Below are 18989 nucleotides of genomic sequence, written 5' to 3' on the forward strand. Positions count from 1 at the left end.
CGTCCTGGCCACCAGTGCCCGACCAGGCTTGGCTGCGGATTACCCTGCCGTCACGAATCATTTCGCGAACTCACGGTTTAGGCTTCCCGCAATTCACCCGGTTCGCAGCCGAAAGTTGCCTTCCGGTGCCACCATTGATTGATGAGTCCCCTGCTCTGCCGTTGAGCTAGGGCCGCGTAAGAACACCCATCATGGCACCGGGCCGGATCACTTTGCAAGGTGATTCGGCCCGAAGCATCTCGGTTCGGTGAGAAACCCATCACTCTCGTGACACGGAGGGGACGACCCAGGGATGAATGACCTGGGTCGAGTGCATGCTCAATCGTGACGCACCGATTACTTGGCGACACCCACCGCAGGCTGCGGCTGAGCTGCATGCGGACGCATCGAACTCGTCTCCTCTGAGGAGACGGTCCCAGTGATAGGGGAAACCGCCGGCTTGACCTTCGCCAGCTTGATCGAGTGAGCCATGCCGAACCACGACATCACCTTGACCGCGATGTAGGTCATATCAATCTCCCACCAGCGAAGACCGTGCCGAGCCGAGGTCTGAAACGCATGGTGGTTGTTGTGCCAGCCTTCGCCGTAGGTCAACAATGCGACCCACCAGAGATTCGTCGACGAATCCCTCGTCTCGTGCGATCGATAGCCCCAGACGTGCGTGGCCGAGTTAACCAGCCAGGTTGTGTGCAGGACCAGAACCGATCGGACGAAGAAGCCCCAGACAAGGTACGGCATCCCACCGACGACGTAAAGCAGCACCGCCAGACCGATCGGGAAAATCAGGTGCCAGCGATCGAGCCAAACGTGAACCGGGTCGCGGATCAGGTCTGGAGCCCATCGGGCGTGATAGGCAGGAGTATGCTCCGACGTAATATCCGGTGTCATCCACCAGAACATGTGGGCCCAGCCGAAGCCCCCATGCAGGGGACTATGCACATCGTGTTCGTCGTCTGAGTGTGCGTGGTGCTTCCGGTGGTCGGCTACCCAGTGAATCGCCCCTCCCTCAGAGGCGGTGCAGCCGATCGCTGTCATCACGTATTCGAGCCATTTCGGACGGACCGCGAAGCTTCGGTGTGTCAGAAGCCGGTGGTACGTCATGCAAATCCCGATGCCACCGGAGAGCCAGTGCAAGAAGATGCAGACCGCAACCGCCTTCCAGCTGAAAAATTGGGGGAAAAACGCCAGCAACGCCCCCACATGCAACCCGGCGATCCAGATCAGGGGGGGCCAGGCGATCTTCGTCGCCCGGGACTTGGGCTGTGCCAAGGTCTCCATCGTCATGAGGTTCCTTTGACTGCCGTTTCGGGGTCGTGGAGGGTCGGCTGCACTCGCTAAGCCGCGATGACTGAGCAACCTGGATCGAGCCCGGGGGCGGGAAACTTACGGAGATTCGGGGAAGGTACCGTCCCAAAGAGAGGACAGCAAGCGCCCAGAGTCTCGCTTCGAAAGAGAAATTTCTGAAGCAAGACCGGGTGAACCGGCCCCATCGCCGGCCAATTCAAGCAATATCCTGTCGAATCCTCAACTCGGAGTATAGAGCAGATTCGAAATCCTGCGCTCTAGAAATTCCTGAACCTCCTTCCCCCAACGCTCTTTGATTCCCCCGAGCCAGGCGCGTACGTCAAGGTTCCGGGACTGAGTCTCTTCCTCGATTCGAAGCCGTTCCTCCGACGAACCGAACAGCAGATCGATCGCGATTGGTGCGTCGATGAACTCGTACGGCTCCGTCCGCCAAGCGAACCGTTCAGGCTCCGCTCGAACAGCGAGAAGCAGCATCAGGACGTACGTGTCCAGCGCCGAAAACACCTCCGGATTCACCACATGGGGCTGGACACCGAAGCAAGTTCTCTCGGAGTGTTTGTGGAAGACCGGCCGGAAGACATTCGGGCGCAACAGGGCACCGGGTTGCGCTCCGAGTTCTTCGACCATCCCATACGAGGATCCCTCAAGCCAGGGGGCTCCCCAGTTCTCAAAGGGTCGAGTCGTGCCCCGCCCTTCCGAAAGATTCGTGCCTTCGATCAGGCAGCCTCCCGGATACACCACCACCGTCTCAAAGGTAGGCATGTTCGGCGAAGGCGGGACCCAGCACAGGCCCGTCTCAGGCCAGAGCATCTCCCGAGTCCACCCTGAACAGGTCAGAATCTCAAGGTCCAGCTCCAGTTGCCGTTCCGACTGAAAAAGACGGGCCAACTCCCCCACCGTCATCCCGTGCCGAATCGGGAGCGGGTAGGCACCGACAAAACTCTCATAGCCCTCCTGGATGGATGGTCCTTCCACCACCACCCCTCCCAACGGGTTCGGTCGATCAAGGACCAGAAAGGAGCATCCCGCGGCAGAGGCCGTCTCCATGGCATAGAACATCGTCGCGGCAAATGTATAGTACCGAGCGCCCACGTCTTGTAGATCGAAGATCAGGCAATCCAATCCCTCAAGATCCTCGACACGAGGTTTGAGTGTGTCTGGAGTGGCTCCGTAGAGACTCACGATCGGCAGCCCGGTCCGGGAATCCGTCCCGGACCCGACCCCCTCCATGTCTTGAACCTCTCCTCGGAGTCCATGCTCCGGTCCGAAGAGGCGGACAAGCTCTAAGCCCGAGGCCCCGTGGAGAAGGTCGATTCCGTGCCGGAGCCGACGATCCACCGTACTTTGATTCGCAATCAGCCCCACCTTCCGACCCTTTAATCGGGCAAAGCCTTCCGAGACCAGGCGGTCGAGACCCGTTGCCACCCGAGGTTCGTTGCCGATCATCGCATTGCCCTCCTCGCCAGGATCACCGCCCCCAGCACCGGCTCCGCCACCATCCCGACCGGCCCAATCCGCGTCCCAAGCATTGCTCTCACCATCGCTTGCAACCGATCGGCGCCCAGTAAAAACCCGCCCGCCATTGCCAGCGGAGGCGGATCAACACCCTCCGCATCGTCCCAGCCAATCCCCGATCGGACCGAGTCGACCATCGAGACCAGTTCCTCAGCCGCTGGTCGGAGAATGAATTCGAGAACGGCTTGATCGGACTCCGAAGCCTCGACAACCCAGCGCGCCAGCCCTGCGATCCGTGCCCGATCCCATTTCGGACCGTAGAGTGCCGTGACGATCTCCCGGGGCGTCGATGCTCCCAGCTCCCGGCAAAGCGACTCGGTCAGTCGATCCTGTTGGGGCTTCTGCGAGCGACCATCAAACCGCCTTGCAACCAGTCGCAGGCCGGCCAGGGCAACGGCGTAAGCACTTCCTTCATCCCCGATCAGCGGTCCCCATCCCCCCGATCGGCTGCTTCGGCCTTCCGGAGTGCGGCCCACCGCAATCGAGCCGGTTCCGGCGATCAGAGCAATTCCAAACCCGTCCTCCGTCCCGGCTGCAAGCACGAGATCGCCGTCGTTGGCAGGCACCAGCCGATTCGCCCAGCCATCCTCAATGCACCAGCTTGCCAGTAAGGCCCGATCGTCCGGGCGATCGAATCCGGCCAGGCCCAGGCATGCGACCTCGATGGGAGCCGCTCCCAAGCCCGCATCGGCTCTCGCCTGGGCAATTGCACCTCCAAGCGCTTCGCGAGCGCGATCCGTCCCGATGGCCTTTGCGTTTGAGGGCCCTGCCGTCCCTCGGCCGAGAATCGCTCCCTCGACTCCTGCCAGCCAGGCGACCGTCGACGTTCCACCTCCATCGACCCCAAGAACCAGAGGAAACGGGCTCATGACGTCTTCCCGTCATGCACGGCCTCGATGGCCCCCCGCACCTGGCCTCCCGCGGCGTCGAGCAACCGCCTGGCGGTCGGGGCATCCACTCCGGAAATGGCCATCACAAGGGCCGACTTGAGATGCCCTCCCGTCTGTTCAAGCAAGGCCGCGGCCTGTTGGTCGTCCACGTCACCGAGTTCCCGAAGGATCCGACGCGTCCGAATCCGCAATTTCTGGTTCGTCGGTTGGAGATCGATCATCCGGTTACCGTACGTCTTGCCGATCAGAACCATCGCCCCGGTCGTGAGCATGTTGAGCACCAACTTCGTTGCGGTCCCCGACTTCAATCGGGTCGATCCGGCAATGATCTCCGGACCCACAATCAACGCAATCTCGACGTCAACCCGATCCCCCAAAACGCTCGGCCGGTTGCAGGCAATTCCGACGGTCGTCGCCCCTCGCTCCTTCGCTCGATCGACCACGCCAATCACATAGGGTGTTCGTCCCGAGGAAGCGATGCCGACCACCACATCCCGCTCCGAGACGCCCAGGGCATCCAGATCCGCCGCCCCTTGCTTCGGATCGTCTTCCGCCCCTTCCACGGCTCGGGTCAGGGCCGTCGGTCCTCCGGCGATGAGCCCGACGACCATCTCTGGCGGCGTGCTAAAGGTCGGCGGGCACTCCGATGCATCAAGCACCCCGAGCCGCCCGGAGGTTCCCGCTCCTGCGTAGATCAGCCGGCCTCCCCGTCGGAACCGATCGGCAACCAGTTCGACGGCCTGAGCGATGGCCTGTTCTTCCGCGCGGACGGCTTCGATGACCTTCGCGTCCTCCGCGTTCATCACTCGAACGATTCCCAAAGCGTCGAGGGTATCGATCCGCTCCGACACCGGGTTTCTTGACTCCGTGAGCAAATGATCTTCGAGGGGCATGATCCGTCCCGATCTTCCTGAGATGTGTCAATCGTCGATGAATTCCAAGGACTGAACGGAACGATCGAACAGACTCATCATGGCCGGCAGGACGGCACGAGAAGCGTGCCATGCGTTGCCCTGCCCCTGCCTCACAAAGGTCGCCAAGCGCTTCTTGGGCTTGGCGATGAAAGGGTCTGTCCGAAGCCGGAATCAGCTCTCTCCCTGTTCTCGAACGTTGAACTCCAGTTTCCAGCGTCCCGGCGATCGTGTTGCTTCGCACCAGAGTTCCAGCGTTCCCACTTCGGTCACGATACTATGAAGGCTCACGGGGACAACCTCCCCCTCCTCCCCTTCCTGATCGCCGAGCGACATCACCAGCGGAGCCAGCTCAACCAGCTCTTCCGACGACCAACGATCCAGCACCGTGCCGATCGTGTCGTTGCGTCGGACCGTCGAGGCCAGAAAGCGAAATTCGGCCGATTCCCCCACCACCAGCCCCAGCTCCGAACCGGGGACGTTCGCCTCGGTCCCTTCTTCCATTCCCATCGGCACAACACAGAGAGCCTTGATCGGGGCCGGAATTCCGGGAACCGCAGGAGCGGACGTCTCGATTCCCACGTAGTACGATCGAGGCACACCCCCTCGAATCCGAATCCCTTTACCCTGGCGCACCATGCCGTAATAGGCCGCGCCTCGGGCAACCGCAAGGTCCGGCTCGTCGGATGAGAGGACTGTGATGGGCTCTCCTCCCCAGTCGGAGAGCGTGTCCGAAACGCGATCGCGCAGGCCCGACGACTGAAAAACCCCTCCGTTGAACAGGACGGCCGAAGGGCGAGCAATGCCCTCCGTCGACGGCACCGCCTGTCCCTGACGGCTCAGAAAACGGGCCAGATGCCGAGTAATGGCCGGGTCGGCCGCATACGGAAGGCCGATCTCGGTTAAGCCGATCCGTCGCCCCCGGGCGGGTTGCTCATTGGCCTCGCACCTCGGAAAGAAGCCGTCGAGCAAGACCGCTTGAAGCGTTGATCGCGTCAAGTCCGCCTTGACGGCCCCGCCGATGACCTTGGAACCCCGGCCAAGCACGGAGACCGTCACAGAGTCCAGATCCGGCTTCGAGAGCAACGTCTCCTTGGCATTTCGGCAGGCATAGGTCAACCCGACTCGTTGGGTCGGATCAAGCGACTCCATGCCCCCGGGCATGGTTGCGGCAACCGCATGAGCCAGCGCGAGGTCCATATTGTCGCCACCGAGAAGGATGTGCTCTCCCACCGCCAAGCGATTGAGAACGAGGTCACCATCCTGTTCCGCCACGCCAATCAACGTGAAGTCAGTCGTCCCCCCGCCGACGTCACAGACGAGAATCAGATCGCCCAGCGTGACGCGCTTCCGCCACTCGTCTCCCAGGCCCGACAACCAGGCATAAAAAGCCGCCTGCGGCTCCTCCAGCAAGGTCACCTGATCTAGTCCGACCCCTTTTGCCGCCTCGACGGTCAGCTCGCGCGCGACCGCGTCGAACGAGGCGGGAACGGTCAGATAAATCTGCTGCTTCTCCAGCCGGTCCTCAGACTTCTTTCCCGCAATCTGGGCATTCCAAACGTCCCTCAGATACCCGAGGTACGCGCTCGACGCCTCGACCGGAGAGACTTTCGGCACATCTTCGGGAGCGTTCCAGGGAAGCAAGGCCGTCTCTCGATCGACCCCCTCATAGCAGAGCCAACTCTTGGCTGAGCCCACCAATCGACCCGGCACCTTCGCCCCGTGTTCTCGGGCCAGAACGCCCACGACCCGTTCCGGCTTTTTCGACCACGGAAGATCCGTCGATCCGGCCGGGAAATCCTTCTCCGAGGGCAGGTACAAAAACGATGGCAAGACAGAACGTTCGGAGACGTCGTTGACTGCCACCAGTTGCGGAATCGCCAACGCACGCACCGGTGCCGGTCGCTCCTCGGTCGCTTCCGAAGAATCGACATACGCCAGCGCGCTATTCGTGGTTCCCAGGTCGATGCCGACAACAAATCGCGACATGGGGATCGTTCCAGGCAGACACGGCTAAGGGGCGGCAGATCGGCCCGATCGCCTCAGGATCAGGTTACGACAGTTCAATCTCGGCCAGGGCCAGCACGGTCGATTCGTCTCGCGTCGCGGGAATGTTCGGCAGCTTTGCCGCCGTCACCCGCCAGCCGTGATGTTTCAGTGTTCCTTGATAAGGACCGGTGCCCGAGACATTCCCCAGCAGTCGAATCGCGGCCGGGTCAAATTCGGCCTCGACCGACACCTTTTCCCCTTCTTCCCGAGCGAGCACCGGCTGAATCTCGAGGTATTCGGCCAACGCTTTGCGGCAACCGCGATGAATATCGCGTACTGCCGCGCCGATTTGCTCGTCCGGGAACCCTTCGAGGTCCTCCTGAAGGAAGTCGATCAGGCGGCCATCACGTTGCAGAAGGGCAAGGATGCGGAGATCCGGACCAGAAGCCTTCGGCGGCTCCAGAGCCAATGCCACCCGTTCGGCCAACTCTCGGTCGGTGAGCACGTCCCAGAAGGCTCGAAGCGAAAGCAAGAAGCGATTCAACCCGCATCCTCCCACAGACTCATCAGGCGAATTCACCCATCAACCCCGGTGATGGCCAGGGTGGGCCGGCATTCCTTCCGCGGTTGTCTCAGTCTAGCGGCCTTGCGTTCTCAAGGGAACGACTCGATGAGGTTGATCGAAACAAGCTCACTCCCGACGAGCCCTCCAGGAAACCAGGCGAACGGGCCACCTCGACCTCCTTGCCATCCCGATTGCTCACCTCGACATCCACCCCGGGTGCCTGGACGCGGAGACCCGGTTCCGGCCGAGGTGCCGAGGCTTTCGGGAACAGAGGCTTCATGGAGTTCTTCTCGAAGAAGCCGGGACGTTTTTGACCCTGAGCACAACCGGTCAGCAACAGCACCAGGCTCAGGATTGGTGCCATCAGCATCGGGATGACCCGCCGTCCAGGGCAGGCACCCGGCCATCCGTTGCTCATTGGACCGACTCCTTCCGGAATCATTGAGAACAAAGAAACAACGTCATTCGTTTGAGAACAGACATCCATCGAAGAATGCCGTGGTGTGACGGGTCCACGCTCATCGCTCTCAAATCATTGAAGTCTATCGCACTTCATGAATCGCTGAGGCTGCCCGAAGCCATTCTTCAACAGACGAAATGGTCATCATCGTCCTCTTCGGTCGAATAGTCGGGATCGGTGGGACCGGCGCCTCAGTCCGATTCGGGATGCTCGGTCCAGGCTGACACTCGACCCTGCTTCGTCGCTCTGGGGGATGAAGTCGGACACAACAGATCGCCGAACCACAGAGCTAGACACCAGGCTCTGCCGCCTCAGGTGCTGCGATCGCGTCGCGGGCCCGAGTGGTTGGATCGAATTGGTGTACCGCGAGGGCGGCCATCGATCGGTGAAGCGGCAGTCAAGGAGGGGTTCTTCCATGAATCGAGATTCGCGGCAGCAGATCAATCGCCCTCGTACCCAGCGGGCCAAAGCGCGCGTCGGGCTCGAATCGCTGGAAACGCGCCAGCTGCTCTCGGGTGGGGGTGGTCAGCTCAACCCAGACTTGATTCCAAGTCTTTTGTTCCAGCGTTCCTCGACGCAATTTCCCGTCGTGGCCCGGCCTCATCCGATCGGAGACAGCCCGGAGCTTCAAACGCTGCTTGATAACGATGGCAAGGTCCTGATCGGACAGTTGCCCAACGGTGACCAGTTCTCCATCACCGTGCATGGCCCCGGCGTCGCCATCGTCACCGATGTCACACCGAACGACGGCCTGCTCAACTCCGAGATTGACACGATCCAACTTGTCGGAACCGATCTGCACCGAACCCGAGTCACTGGACAGGTCAAGAGTTCCGATCGTGTGATCACGGATGGTCTGGTCGGCTTCAATCGATTGATTGCTGCCGATGGGGTTGCCTCGATCGAGCTGAATGGCTTTGTGCTCCGGCAGACCGGCGAAGAACCCACCGGTACGCCTCGCATCGCCTTGCTCGGAGGAGTGAAAACCCTCTCGTTCCACGCGATCCAGGCCGCAGTCAATCCCGAAGCCGACCAGCCGGTTGACGTGATCATTGGGGATCCGAGCACCCCCCTGCGGGTCCGGCCCAATATCCAGATCGCTCATATCTTCAACACGGCCTTCAATCCTGAAGTCGGCCCCATCAATAATGTGCCGCAGACCGAACCCACGGTTCGATTGATCGTCAACGGCAACATCAACAATCTGGAACTCGGCTCGGTCACCTCGAACATCGTTCCGGCCGACATCAGCGCGATCCTTTCTCCGGTCGCGTTCACCGGTCGGACCAACGTCGAGGCCAGAGGGATCGAGGGAATGAAGGTTGTCGGCTCGGCCCGCAATCTCGTCCTCGCTCGCGGCGATCAGCCGTTCACCGACCGCTTCAGTGGCCTCGATCGGGTCGGTCATGCCCACTTCGGTGGCCCTGCCGACGCTGTCGCGATTGATGCCACCGCAGGCCAGATTGGACAGTTGAAGTTCCTCCGAGGGCTTGGGAATCCCGCCAACACCACTCCGTCCTTGCTGGATGCCGGCAATCCGATCGGCAAGCGAGGCTATCCCGCCTCCGGCCTCGCCGGTGGCGTGATCGCCGCCGAGCAAATCGGTTCGAGTACCTTCGGGCCAGCCAACCTCGTTCGTCAGATTCCTCCCGACCCCCAAACGATTCAGTATGGTGGCACGGGCACCATTAACTACGTTACCCGGCCTGGCTTCGCCCAGACCAACGTGACCATGACGGCCAATCGTGCGATCGGCGACACGACGATTGTGGGCGATTCTCTCAACACCCTGGTTGCTTCCGGGTTCGACTACCTCTCCTTCCGACAGGGACTCGACCCGATCCGTCAGCCGAGCCGAATCGGCTTCTACCAGCAGCGTGGCGACCTGGTTGATTCGGTCATCGCCGCATCCTACCGGCCGACCGACGGTGTTTACGGCAATCCCACCGATCAGGCGGGCAATGGCACGATCGTCGGTCACTTCAACGGGAATCTCTATCAGATTACCGGTGACGAGGCATTCGCTCCCCCGACCGGCCCGGCCCGCGTCCAAGGCGCAGGCTTCTTTGCCCGTCGCCTGGTCGGATATCTTCCCTCCATCGGCGGACCTCAGGCCGAAAGCCCGAGACGGATTCACTCGATTCTGACTCGGATGTGATTGTTCTATCCAATCACGCCGTTTTCGGCATGATCTGGAACGAATCGAGGGCCGTGGTGAACGAATTTCGCTCATCACGGCCCTCGTTGTCATTCGTCGGAGACAAGAGCGAAGCCGCCGATCGCTCAGTAACGCATCAACGCCGTTCCCCAGGCCAGCCCCGCACCGAACCCAGACAGAAGTAGGAGATCGCCCTCCTGAATCTGGTTCTCCCGGCGCAGCTCATCAAGTGCGATCGGAATCGAACCGCCCGAGGTGTTCCCGTATTTTTCCAGGTTCTTGAACACGTTCTCTCGGCGGAATCCGAGCACATCGCTGGCGGCGTGAATAATGCGAATATTCGCCTGGTGGGGAATGAACCACCGAACGTCCTCAATCGTCTGGCCCGCGTGTTCCAACACCGCGCTCGACGAATCAGCGAGCATGCGCACCGCCCATTTGAACACGGCTCGCCCATCCATCGTGAGATAGTGCAAGCCTTGAGTCAGCGCTTCGGACGAAGGGGGAAGCCGGCTGCCGCATGCCGGACGGTTCAGCAAATCCCCCCCCGATCCGTCTGAGCCGAGCTGATACGCCAGAAACCCCTGCTCCGGATCCCCCGGTCCCAGCAAGACCGCACCGGCACCATCACCAAAGAGCGGATAACTTTTCTGATCACCCGGATTGATCACCCGGCTGTTGCAATCGGCCCCTATCGCCAGCGCCCGCTTGCTCGTGCCGGCTGCCACGAATTGCGCGGCCGTCAGCATCGCATACATGAAGCCCGCGCAGGCGGCCTGGAGGTCGAAGGCCGGGCACCGCAGCTTCATCCGGTCCTGGATCAAGCATCCGGTCGAAGGAAAGGCCATGTCCGGCGTCATCGTTCCGACGACCAGCAGGTCGACCTCTCCCGGATCGCACCCCGCATCGGCGAGACAACGCTCCGCCGCGGCGATTCCAAGATCACTCGTGGCCTGATGGGGTGGAGCGAATCGGCGTTCATGGATGCCGGTGCGGTTGACGATCCATTCCGGATCGAACCCCAGCATCTCGAACAGGTCGTGGTTGGTGACGACCCGCTCCGGGACATACCGACCGCTCCCCAGGATTTGCACCCCGCGCAGCGAACGGATGGGGGCATCGGTCTGAGATTGGCCTGTGCTCATGGGCGACGGCGTCGATCGGTATGATTCGAAAAGGGGAGATGCGAGACGATGGCAGACGCCTCGCGTTGCGGCTCTATTCTTGTCGTGGGAATGCGTTCCGCTGCGTTCCCCGTCCCACCGACCCGACATGACGCGGCACGACCTGGGCCTGGCGGCGGCGATCGGTTCCAGGGCACGTCGGGAGATCATGAAGCAAGACGAGGGGATTCGAAGCGTACAACCTCCAGACGACCGGGATGTGAGGCGACTATACTCAACCTCGCCCAACCTGACTATACCAAAGCGTGATCTCCCATGCCCGAACACCTGATCCGACTCCGAGGCCCGTGGGAACTCCGGACTTCGACCGATTCCAGCGCCCCATCGGCCCGCGTTGTTCTGCCCACAGAGTCCCTTCCCGTGACCGAGCAACCCATCGTCCTCCTGAGACACTTTGGACGACCGGCTCGGGTGTCTGAATCGCCTTCCTGCCGGCTACGCTGCGAGTCGGTCCCGGGTGTGTTCCGAATTCGACTGAACGGCGAACTGTTGACCGAGCGATCTTCCTCGGACCCTTACTCGACCGATCCGATCGAGGTTCCCATTCCCGGCCCTCTTCGTCTTCGCAACCAGCTTGAGTTGTCCGTCCTGCCCCCCGCGGACCATTTCCCCTCCTCTGCTCAGCCCTGGGGCTCCATTCTCCTGGTGTTCGAGGAGGACACTCAACGCCCCTGTGTTGACGAATCCGCTCGTCTGACGCGATGATGACCTTTTTCCGCCCCGTTCCGTCCCACGGGCCGGACCCTGTATTGATGTAAGCATCATGGACGTCGAGCACCAATCGCTTGCCCCCCGCTACTGGCTGTGTACCGCCGGCTTCTGGATTGCGGGTGCAGCGCTCGGCCTCTTGTGCCTGAGCGCCGCGATCATGTTGTGGATCCTTCTGACCTGGGATCAACGACTCCTCATGGTGATGAGGCAACCTTGGTTCACCTGGACAGTTGAGTTACCAATCACCCTCGGCGCCTTGCTCGGTTCCTATTTGCTTTGGGGACGCTGGACCGATTCCCACTGGCAACGCCGGGCGGGTCTCCTCGTCCTCCTGAACCTGTTCGACTCGATCCACTGGGGCATTTCTCAGGCGGGGATGATGGGCATTCCGGTCGGGGCGATGGGCCACGAGTGGTTGCTTCACAATGCCGTCCTGATTTTTGGTTGGCTTGAGTTTTATCTGTTCGCCAGTCTCTCGGCCGAGGTGGCCTCGCACCTCGGCATGAAGGCCGCACCAGACGCCGGCCGCACTGCTCGCCAATTTTCGATGTTTGGCTTGATCGTCTCTTTGATTTACTTCGTCACCCAGACCCGATGGGGTGGCGGATGGCCCCTGATCGCTGGTCCCAGGCCCAATCTGGCCGAGGCCTTGATGTATCTCGGCGTGACCTTCCTGCGAGTCATCGCTTCGCTTCAGGTGGCAACGCTCTGTCTCATTGCCGGGGTTGCCTGCCGACGTACCGCTCGGGCGTTAGCGGCCGAGGAGCAAGAGCGGATCGAGTCTGCTTCCTCGCACCCGTTCAGTCATGCCGATTTCGATCGCAGTGTCATGCCCGATGATCGGGATGCCTGGTGAGCGATCCCTCCACGAACTCGTCCTCCTCTGGCTTTCGTGCTTGATCGCCTTGTACCTCGGTTTAGGATAGTCTGGAGAGGCGAGAAGTGTGCAAGAGCGCAGAGGGATGGATCGCCCCAGGTGCGATCATTTGAGTTCCCCAGATCTGAGGGGGTTCGAGATGACGACAACGGCGCAAACGCCCCCTCACCTTGCCTATTTTGAACGCCTGGTCCAGCTCGATCGGCCTGGAGCCATGACTCTGGTCGAGCGCTTCCTCCTCGAGCGAGACGGAGACGTGGCGAGCCTCTACGACGAGGTGCTCGTCCCTGCCCTCATTCACACCGGGCAGGAATGGCAAGAAGACCGGATCAGCGTGGCACACGAGCACTACATCAGTGAGGTCACGCGAGACCTGATCCTCCGCCACGGCCCCCGCATTTGGGCAAGCCCCGACGCCATCAGAGGCACCGCAGTGGCATGTTGCGCTCCTCACGAACGCCATGTCCTGGGTCTGATGATGGCCTCCGACATCCTCCGTGCTGCGGGCCTGGAAGTCCACTTGCTGGGCGAGGGAGCTCCTTCCGAATCCATTCGAGACTTTGTGGCCGAGTTTCGGGCTGATGTCCTCGCCCTTTCTGTGTCGCTTCCCGAGCATCTCGACGAGGCCGCCTGGCTCATCGAGCAGAGTCGGTCCGTCCGCCCCTCCTTGCTGGTGCTCGCTGGGGGGCGAGCCCTCTCCCATCTCGACGATCCCGCTTCCCGAGTTGGAGCAGACTTCGTGGCGTGCGATCTCCGAGCATTGCACCGGCAGCTCCCATCCTTGTTGCGCGGTCGGCTCCCATCGCCTTCCTGATCCCTGGCATCGGTAGCATCCTCATCATCAGAACGTGATTGCTCCGTTGCCGAACCGTGTGGGTCCTGCCTCGCGTGCTAGGCTTCGATTGGCTTCTCCCGCCACCGGCCTGGCGTGTTTGGCTCGCTGATGACGACCTCCCGCCGATGGGTCGGGATTGAGTTGCACCTCCGATCCGAGAGACTGCTCCCATGCCCCGAAGCGGCATTCCGGTCGATCAACTTCTTCAGGGCGACTGCGTCGAGGCCATGGCCTCACTGCCCGACTCCTGCGTCTCGCTTGCCTTTGCCGACCCTCCCTTCAATATCGGCTACGAGTACGACATCTACCAGGATGCTCGCAAGGCCGACGAGTACCTCGACTGGTCGCTCCAGTGGGGCCGTCAGGTCGTTCGCCTTCTGAAGCCGACAGGGACCTTCTGGCTGGCAATCGGCGATGAGTTTGCCGCCGAGTTAAAAGTGCTCTTTCACCGAGAGCTGAAGCTCCACCTGCGAAGCTGGGTCATCTGGTACTACACCTTCGGCGTTCACTGCGCCCGGAAGTTCGCCCGAAGCCACGCCCATCTCTTTTACTTCGTGAAAGATCCTCGTCAGTTCACCTTCCATGACGACGCGGTTCGAGTCCCCTCTGCCCGCCAGTTGATCTACGCCGATCGCCGAGCCAATCCCAAGGGGAGGCTTCCCGACGACACCTGGATCCTCCGCCCTCAGGACGTTCCCGAAGGCTTTCAACCCGCCTCCGATACCTGGTACATCCCTCGAGTCTGTGGAACCTTCAAGGAACGCGCTGGGTGGCACGGCTGCCAGATGCCCGAGCAAATCCTCGGTCGGATCATCCGAGCCTGTTCTTCGGAAGGGGATCTGGTGCTCGACCCGTTCGCCGGCAGCGGAACGACCCTTGCCGCGGCTAGAAAGCTCGGTCGCCGCTATCTCGGCTTCGAGCTCTCTCCTCAGTACGCCGACCGCGCCGAGGCTCGGCTCGCCTCGATTCACCCGGGTGATCCGCTGGAGGGCAGCGACGAACCCTTTGTCACCCCCAGGCGCGTTCGGGTCTCTCCCGACGGTCGTTAAGGCTGTCAAATTTGGGCGCATTTACTGATTTTTCTGGATCGTTCCCCCGAATTTGTGACTGCACCCTATCATTCTTTCGATGATTAAAGGTGACGGCGGGATCCAAGTTGCTCGTGTGACCCTCACACGAAACTCGTTCCGTCGGATGGGCGATGCTTCGCCCAGTGACCTGCGATGCCGCAGCGTCAAGCCGACGCGTCCTCCGCCGATCGTTCGCAGCCCTCCGTTCGGCACCTTTCTTGATTGGAACGATCATCATGGCTCGCACTCCAAAACCCCAGCGTGACCCCTCCGACGGCGATCCTCAACCCCGAATCCCACGGACTTCACCTCGGCCGAAGACCGACCTCTCCCTCTTTCTTCAGTATCCGCTCGGCTCGATGAACGATGCCGCCTTCCGAACAATTTGTGATCAGATCCGAGCTCTGCTCGCTCCCCGGACCGATTTGGAACACCGCGGCATCGACATCATTCTCTGGACCTTCGAGCGGGTCCGCAGGGCTTACGCGGCGCTTGATCAGGGCGTTCCCGGAGCAAATCACTACCTGAAAACCATGCTCGCCTCGTTCCGATCCCGTCAGCAAACCTTCGACTTGCTTCGGTCGATCATTGATTCCGACCCGGATCACCCCAGCTTGAAGTCGCTCCCTCTCCCCGTCGCTCCCTCGAAGTCTCCTGCCTCGGTGCCTCCACCGCAGGTCCACGCACCCGACCCCACCCCGACCCCGGAAGACGATGACCACGAGATGGACGAGGTCGACGAGATCGAAGCCGCCGCTCGCGACTGGCGCAGTCGGGTGGCCATGGTCCCGTCGTTCGATCCCCGATGGCCGGTCCTCGATCAGTTCAACCTCCGTGTCGATGACATCCTCTCCATGCGCGACCACGGCGTCCCCGAAGACGAAATTCTCGAACGCCACCCCGGCCTGACCTATACCGACCTCGCTTGCTGCTACTCGTGCGAGGCTGACGGCTACCGAGGCCCTCTCGAACCCCCCTACCCCGACCACATCACGCTGGTCGTGGACGATCCTGAGTCGGACTGACCTCGCCTCCCCCTGAGTTTCTGATCCCCGACATCGACCCGCCGGAGAGATCTTTCTAAGCCAGGCGGCCAACCTTGTCGGTAGACCAGTATTCCGGCTAGAATCAGGCGATTTTCGGGCCGCGGCTCCTCGATCGAGCGGGATCGAAACGAGGAGCCGCGGCCCGACGCGCGCCGCCAGTCCGTTCTCACGCCGCGTCCCTCCCGCAGCGAAGCGAAGCGAGTCACCGCCCGTGCCCAAGCGCAAGGACATCGAGAAGATCCTCATCATCGGCGCCGGCCCGATCGTCATCGGCCAGGCTTGCGAGTTCGACTACTCCGGCTCCCAGGCCTGTAAGGCCCTCCGCGAGGAAGGCTACACGGTCATCCTGGCCAACTCCAACCCGGCCACGATCATGACCGACCCCGGCATGGCCGACCGGACTTACATCGAGCCGATCGTCCCCGAGGTCGTCGAACGCATCATCGCCAAGGAACGGCCCGACGCCGTTCTGCCCACCCTCGGCGGCCAGACCGGCCTGAACGTCGGCCTTGCCCTCGCCGAGTCCGGCGCCCTCGATCGCCTCGGCTGCCGCCTCATCGGCGCCGACGCCGACGCCATCCGCAAGGCCGAAGACCGCGAGCTGTTCAAGCAGTGCATGGACGAGATCGGCCTGGAATCGGCCCGATCCGGCGTTGCCCATAGTCTCGACGAGGCCCGAGCCATCCGAGACGAGGTCGGCCTCCCGTGCGTCCTCCGCCCCAGCTTCACCCTCGGCGGCTCCGGAGGCGGCATCGCCTTCAACAAGGACGAGTTCGACCGCATGGTCACCTATGCCCTCGAACTGAGCCCTGTGCACACCGTCCTGATCGAGGAAAGCATCCTCGGTTGGAAGGAATACGAGATGGAGGTCATGCGAGACTGCGCCGACAACGCCGTCATTGTCTGCTCCATCGAGAACTTCGACCCGATGGGGGTCCACACCGGCGACTCGATCACCGTTGCCCCCGCGCAAACCCTCACTGACAAGGAATACCAGCGGATGCGCGACGCCTCGATCGCCATCCTCCGCAAGATCGGCGTCGAGACCGGCGGCTCAAACGTCCAGTTCGCCATCAATCCCAACGATGGCCGCATGATCGTCATCGAGATGAACCCTCGCGTCAGCCGCTCCAGCGCCCTGGCGTCGAAGGCCACCGGCTTCCCGATTGCCAAGATTGCCGCGAAGCTCGCCGTCGGCTTCCGCCTCGATGAGATCCGCAACGACATCACCCGAGAGACCCCTGCCTGCTTCGAGCCGACGATCGACTACGTCGTCACCAAGATCCCTCGCTGGGCCTTCGAAAAGTTCCCCGACGCCGACCCGGTCCTCACCACGCAGATGAAGTCCGTCGGCGAGGTCATGGCCATTGGCCGGACCTTCAAGGAATCGCTCCAGAAAGCCCTCCGAGGCCTCGAAGTCGGCCGCTTCGGCCTCGGCTGCGACCCGAAAGATCGCTGGTATTCCGGCAATCGTCCCTCCGAGGACGACATCACCGCGAAGCTCGCCACCCCGAACTCCGAGCGCATCTGGTCGATCCGAGACGCCCTGCTTTCCGGGATGTCCATCGAACGCATTCACGGCCTGACTCAGATCGACCCCTGGTTCCTCCAGAACCTCGCCGAACTCGTCGAGATCGAGGGGAAACTCCGGAACGCCGGCTCCCTCGACGCCGCCTCCGATGACCTGATCCGAGAGGCCAAGCGCTCCGGCTTCTCCGACAAACAACTCGGCCACCTCTGGAACGCCTCGGAGGTCGAAGTCCGCCGCGACCGCAAGCATCGCGGGATCAACGCCGTTTTCAAGCTCGTCGACACCTGCGCCGCCGAGTTCGAAGCCTATACCCCCTATTACTACTCGACCTACGAAGACGAGGACGAATCTCGCGTCGGCGAGAAGCCCCGCATCATGATCCTTGGCGGCGGCCCGAACCGGATCGGCCAGGGAATTGAGTTCGACTACTGCTGCTGCCAGGCCGCCTTTGCCCTCCGCGACGACGGCTTCGAGGTCGTCATGGTCAACTCCAACCCCGAGACCGTCAGCACCGACTACGACACCTCCGACCGCCTCTTCTTCGAACCCCTGACGGTCGAGGACGTCCTGAACATCGTCGATCGCGTCCAGCCGACCGGCGTCATCGTCCAGTTCGGCGGCCAGACCCCCTTGAACCTCGCCAAGGCACTCGAGGCCGCTGGCGTGCCGATCATCGGCACCAGCCCCGACCGCATCGACCAGGCCGAAGACCGCGACCGCTTCCGCACCGTCATCGAGCAACTCGGCCTCCGTCAGCCCCCCAACGACACCGCCACCAGCGAGGATCAGGCCCGCCGGATCGCCGCGCAGATCGGCTACCCCGTCGTCGTTCGCCCCAGCTTCGTCCTCGGCGGCCGGGCGATGGAGATCGTCTACGACGAGCCGAGCCTCGACCGCTACATGGCCCACGCCGTCGAGGCCAGCCCCGACCACCCCGTCCTCATCGACAAGTTCCTCGAAGACGCCACCGAGGTCGATGTCGACGCCATCTGCGACGGCGAGCGCACCATCGTCGGCGGCGTAATGGAACACATCGAGGAGGCCGGCATCCACTCCGGTGACTCCGCCTGCGCCATCCCCCCCTACAGCCTCCCCGCCGAGGTCGTCGCCGAACTCAAGCGCCAGACTTACGCCCTCGCCGAGGCCCTCGAAGTCCGTGGCCTTATGAACATCCAATTCGCCGTCAAGGATGGGGAGGTCTACGTCCTTGAGGTCAATCCCCGCGCCAGCCGCACCGTCCCCTTCGTCTCCAAGGCAACCGGCCTGAACCTCGCCCAGGCTGCCGCTCGGGTGATGGTCGGCAAGACGCTGGGCGAGCAGGGCATCACGACCGAGCCCGAACCGACCTTCGTTTCGGTCAAGGAATCCGTCTTCCCCTTCATCAAGTTCCCCGGCGTCGATATCGTTCTCGGGCCCGAGATGCGCTCGACCGGCGAGGTCATGGGGATCGACCACGACTTCCCCTCCGCCTTCGCCAAGAGCCAGCTCGCCGCCTCGACGCGATTGCCTCGCGAAGGGACGATCTTCGTCTCCGTCGCCCAACGCGACCGTCCCGGGGTCGTCCCCATCGCCCGCAAGCTCCTCGACCTGGGCTTCGACCTCATGGCCACCCCCGGCACCGGCGGGTTCCTGGCCGAGAACGGAATTGCCGTCACCACCGTGCGCAAGATTCAGGAAGGCCGACCCAATATCCTCGACCATCTGGCCAACAACGCCATCGCCCTGATCGTCAACACCCCCAGCGGCAAGGGAGCCCGTACCGACGAAGGGCGCATCCGCGCCTCAGCCGTCTCCCACGGCGTCCCCTGCATCACCACCCTCGCCGGCGCCCGCGCCGCCGTGGCCGCCCTGGAACGCCTCCGTGGTGACGAACTGGACGTTTACGCGATCCAGGACTTGCTACAATCTCAGTAATCACGATGCCCTGAGAATGGTCCTCCCA

14 protein-coding genes are annotated in these 18989 nt (G+C 62.3%); 6 read left to right on the forward strand and 8 right to left on the reverse strand.

Going from position 1 to position 18989, the window contains the following annotated elements; translation table 11 throughout:
• Positions 1 to 336 precede the first annotated feature (336 nt).
• From HG800_RS10910 to HG800_RS10940, 7 genes are all read right to left on the reverse strand, one after another.
• Positions 337 to 1284, reverse strand: coding sequence for an acyl-CoA desaturase (locus HG800_RS10910; RefSeq protein ID WP_169976652.1), 948 nt, complete (start codon positions 1282 to 1284; stop codon positions 337 to 339).
• 240 nt (positions 1285 to 1524) lie between these two features.
• Positions 1525 to 2751, reverse strand: coding sequence for an exo-beta-N-acetylmuramidase NamZ family protein (locus HG800_RS10915; protein WP_169976653.1), 1227 nt, complete (start codon positions 2749 to 2751; stop codon positions 1525 to 1527).
• The gene (locus tag HG800_RS10920; protein WP_169976654.1) at positions 2748 to 3689 is read right to left on the reverse strand and encodes an N-acetylglucosamine kinase; all 942 of its coding nucleotides are present in this window, start codon (positions 3687 to 3689) and stop codon (positions 2748 to 2750) included. The genes HG800_RS10915 and HG800_RS10920 overlap by 4 nt, the downstream gene beginning before the upstream one ends.
• The gene (gene murQ, locus HG800_RS10925; RefSeq protein WP_169976655.1) at positions 3686 to 4603 is read right to left on the reverse strand and encodes an N-acetylmuramic acid 6-phosphate etherase; all 918 of its coding nucleotides are present in this window, start codon (positions 4601 to 4603) and stop codon (positions 3686 to 3688) included. Before murQ ends, HG800_RS10920 begins: the two co-directional genes overlap by 4 nt.
• A 192-nt stretch (positions 4604 to 4795) precedes the next feature.
• Positions 4796 to 6610, reverse strand: a complete 1815-nt coding sequence (locus tag HG800_RS10930) for an Hsp70 family protein (protein WP_169976656.1) — start codon at positions 6608 to 6610, stop codon at positions 4796 to 4798.
• Between the two features lie 64 nt (positions 6611 to 6674).
• Positions 6675 to 7154: a DUF2760 domain-containing protein gene (locus tag HG800_RS10935; RefSeq protein ID WP_169976657.1), complete on the reverse strand. Its 480-nt coding sequence runs from the start codon at positions 7152 to 7154 to the stop codon at positions 6675 to 6677.
• Positions 7155 to 7242: 88 nt separating this feature from the next.
• Positions 7243 to 7593, reverse strand: coding sequence for a hypothetical protein (locus tag HG800_RS10940; protein ID WP_169976658.1), 351 nt, complete (start codon positions 7591 to 7593; stop codon positions 7243 to 7245).
• Positions 7594 to 8050: 457 nt separating this feature from the next.
• On the opposite strand from HG800_RS10940, the gene HG800_RS10945 reads away from it, so the two are divergent.
• Entirely contained in the window at positions 8051 to 9793 is a 1743-nt protein-coding gene (locus HG800_RS10945) for a hypothetical protein (RefSeq protein WP_169976659.1), read from the forward strand.
• A 125-nt stretch (positions 9794 to 9918) separates the two neighbouring features.
• On the opposite strand, the gene HG800_RS10950 is transcribed toward HG800_RS10945, so the two are convergent.
• Positions 9919 to 10938 (reverse strand): beta-ketoacyl-ACP synthase III, encoded by a 1020-nt coding sequence (locus HG800_RS10950; RefSeq protein WP_169976660.1) that lies wholly within the window; start codon positions 10936 to 10938, stop codon positions 9919 to 9921.
• 802 nt (positions 10939 to 11740) lie between these two features.
• Between HG800_RS10950 and HG800_RS10955 the strand changes: the two genes are divergently transcribed.
• The 5 genes from HG800_RS10955 (at position 11741) to carB (ending at position 18961) form a co-directional block, all read left to right on the forward strand.
• Complete coding sequence (locus HG800_RS10955; protein ID WP_169976661.1) at positions 11741 to 12544, forward strand: hypothetical protein; 804 nt, start codon at positions 11741 to 11743, stop codon at positions 12542 to 12544.
• A gap of 160 nt (positions 12545 to 12704) precedes the next feature.
• On the forward strand, positions 12705 to 13379 hold the full coding sequence (locus tag HG800_RS10960; RefSeq protein ID WP_169976662.1) for a cobalamin B12-binding domain-containing protein: 675 nt from the start codon (positions 12705 to 12707) through the stop codon (positions 13377 to 13379).
• A gap of 191 nt (positions 13380 to 13570) precedes the next feature.
• Entirely contained in the window at positions 13571 to 14449 is an 879-nt protein-coding gene (locus HG800_RS10965; RefSeq protein WP_169976663.1) for a DNA-methyltransferase, read from the forward strand.
• A gap of 257 nt (positions 14450 to 14706) precedes the next feature.
• Positions 14707 to 15495 (forward strand): DUF433 domain-containing protein, encoded by a 789-nt coding sequence (locus HG800_RS10970; protein ID WP_169976664.1) that lies wholly within the window; start codon positions 14707 to 14709, stop codon positions 15493 to 15495.
• A 232-nt stretch (positions 15496 to 15727) separates the two neighbouring features.
• Positions 15728 to 18961, forward strand: coding sequence for a carbamoyl-phosphate synthase large subunit (gene carB, locus HG800_RS10975; protein ID WP_169976665.1), 3234 nt, complete (start codon positions 15728 to 15730; stop codon positions 18959 to 18961).
• Positions 18962 to 18989: the final 28 nt, after the last annotated feature.

Source organism: Tautonia rosea, assembly GCF_012958305.1.
GTDB classification, from domain to species: domain Bacteria; phylum Planctomycetota; class Planctomycetia; order Isosphaerales; family Isosphaeraceae; genus Tautonia; species Tautonia rosea.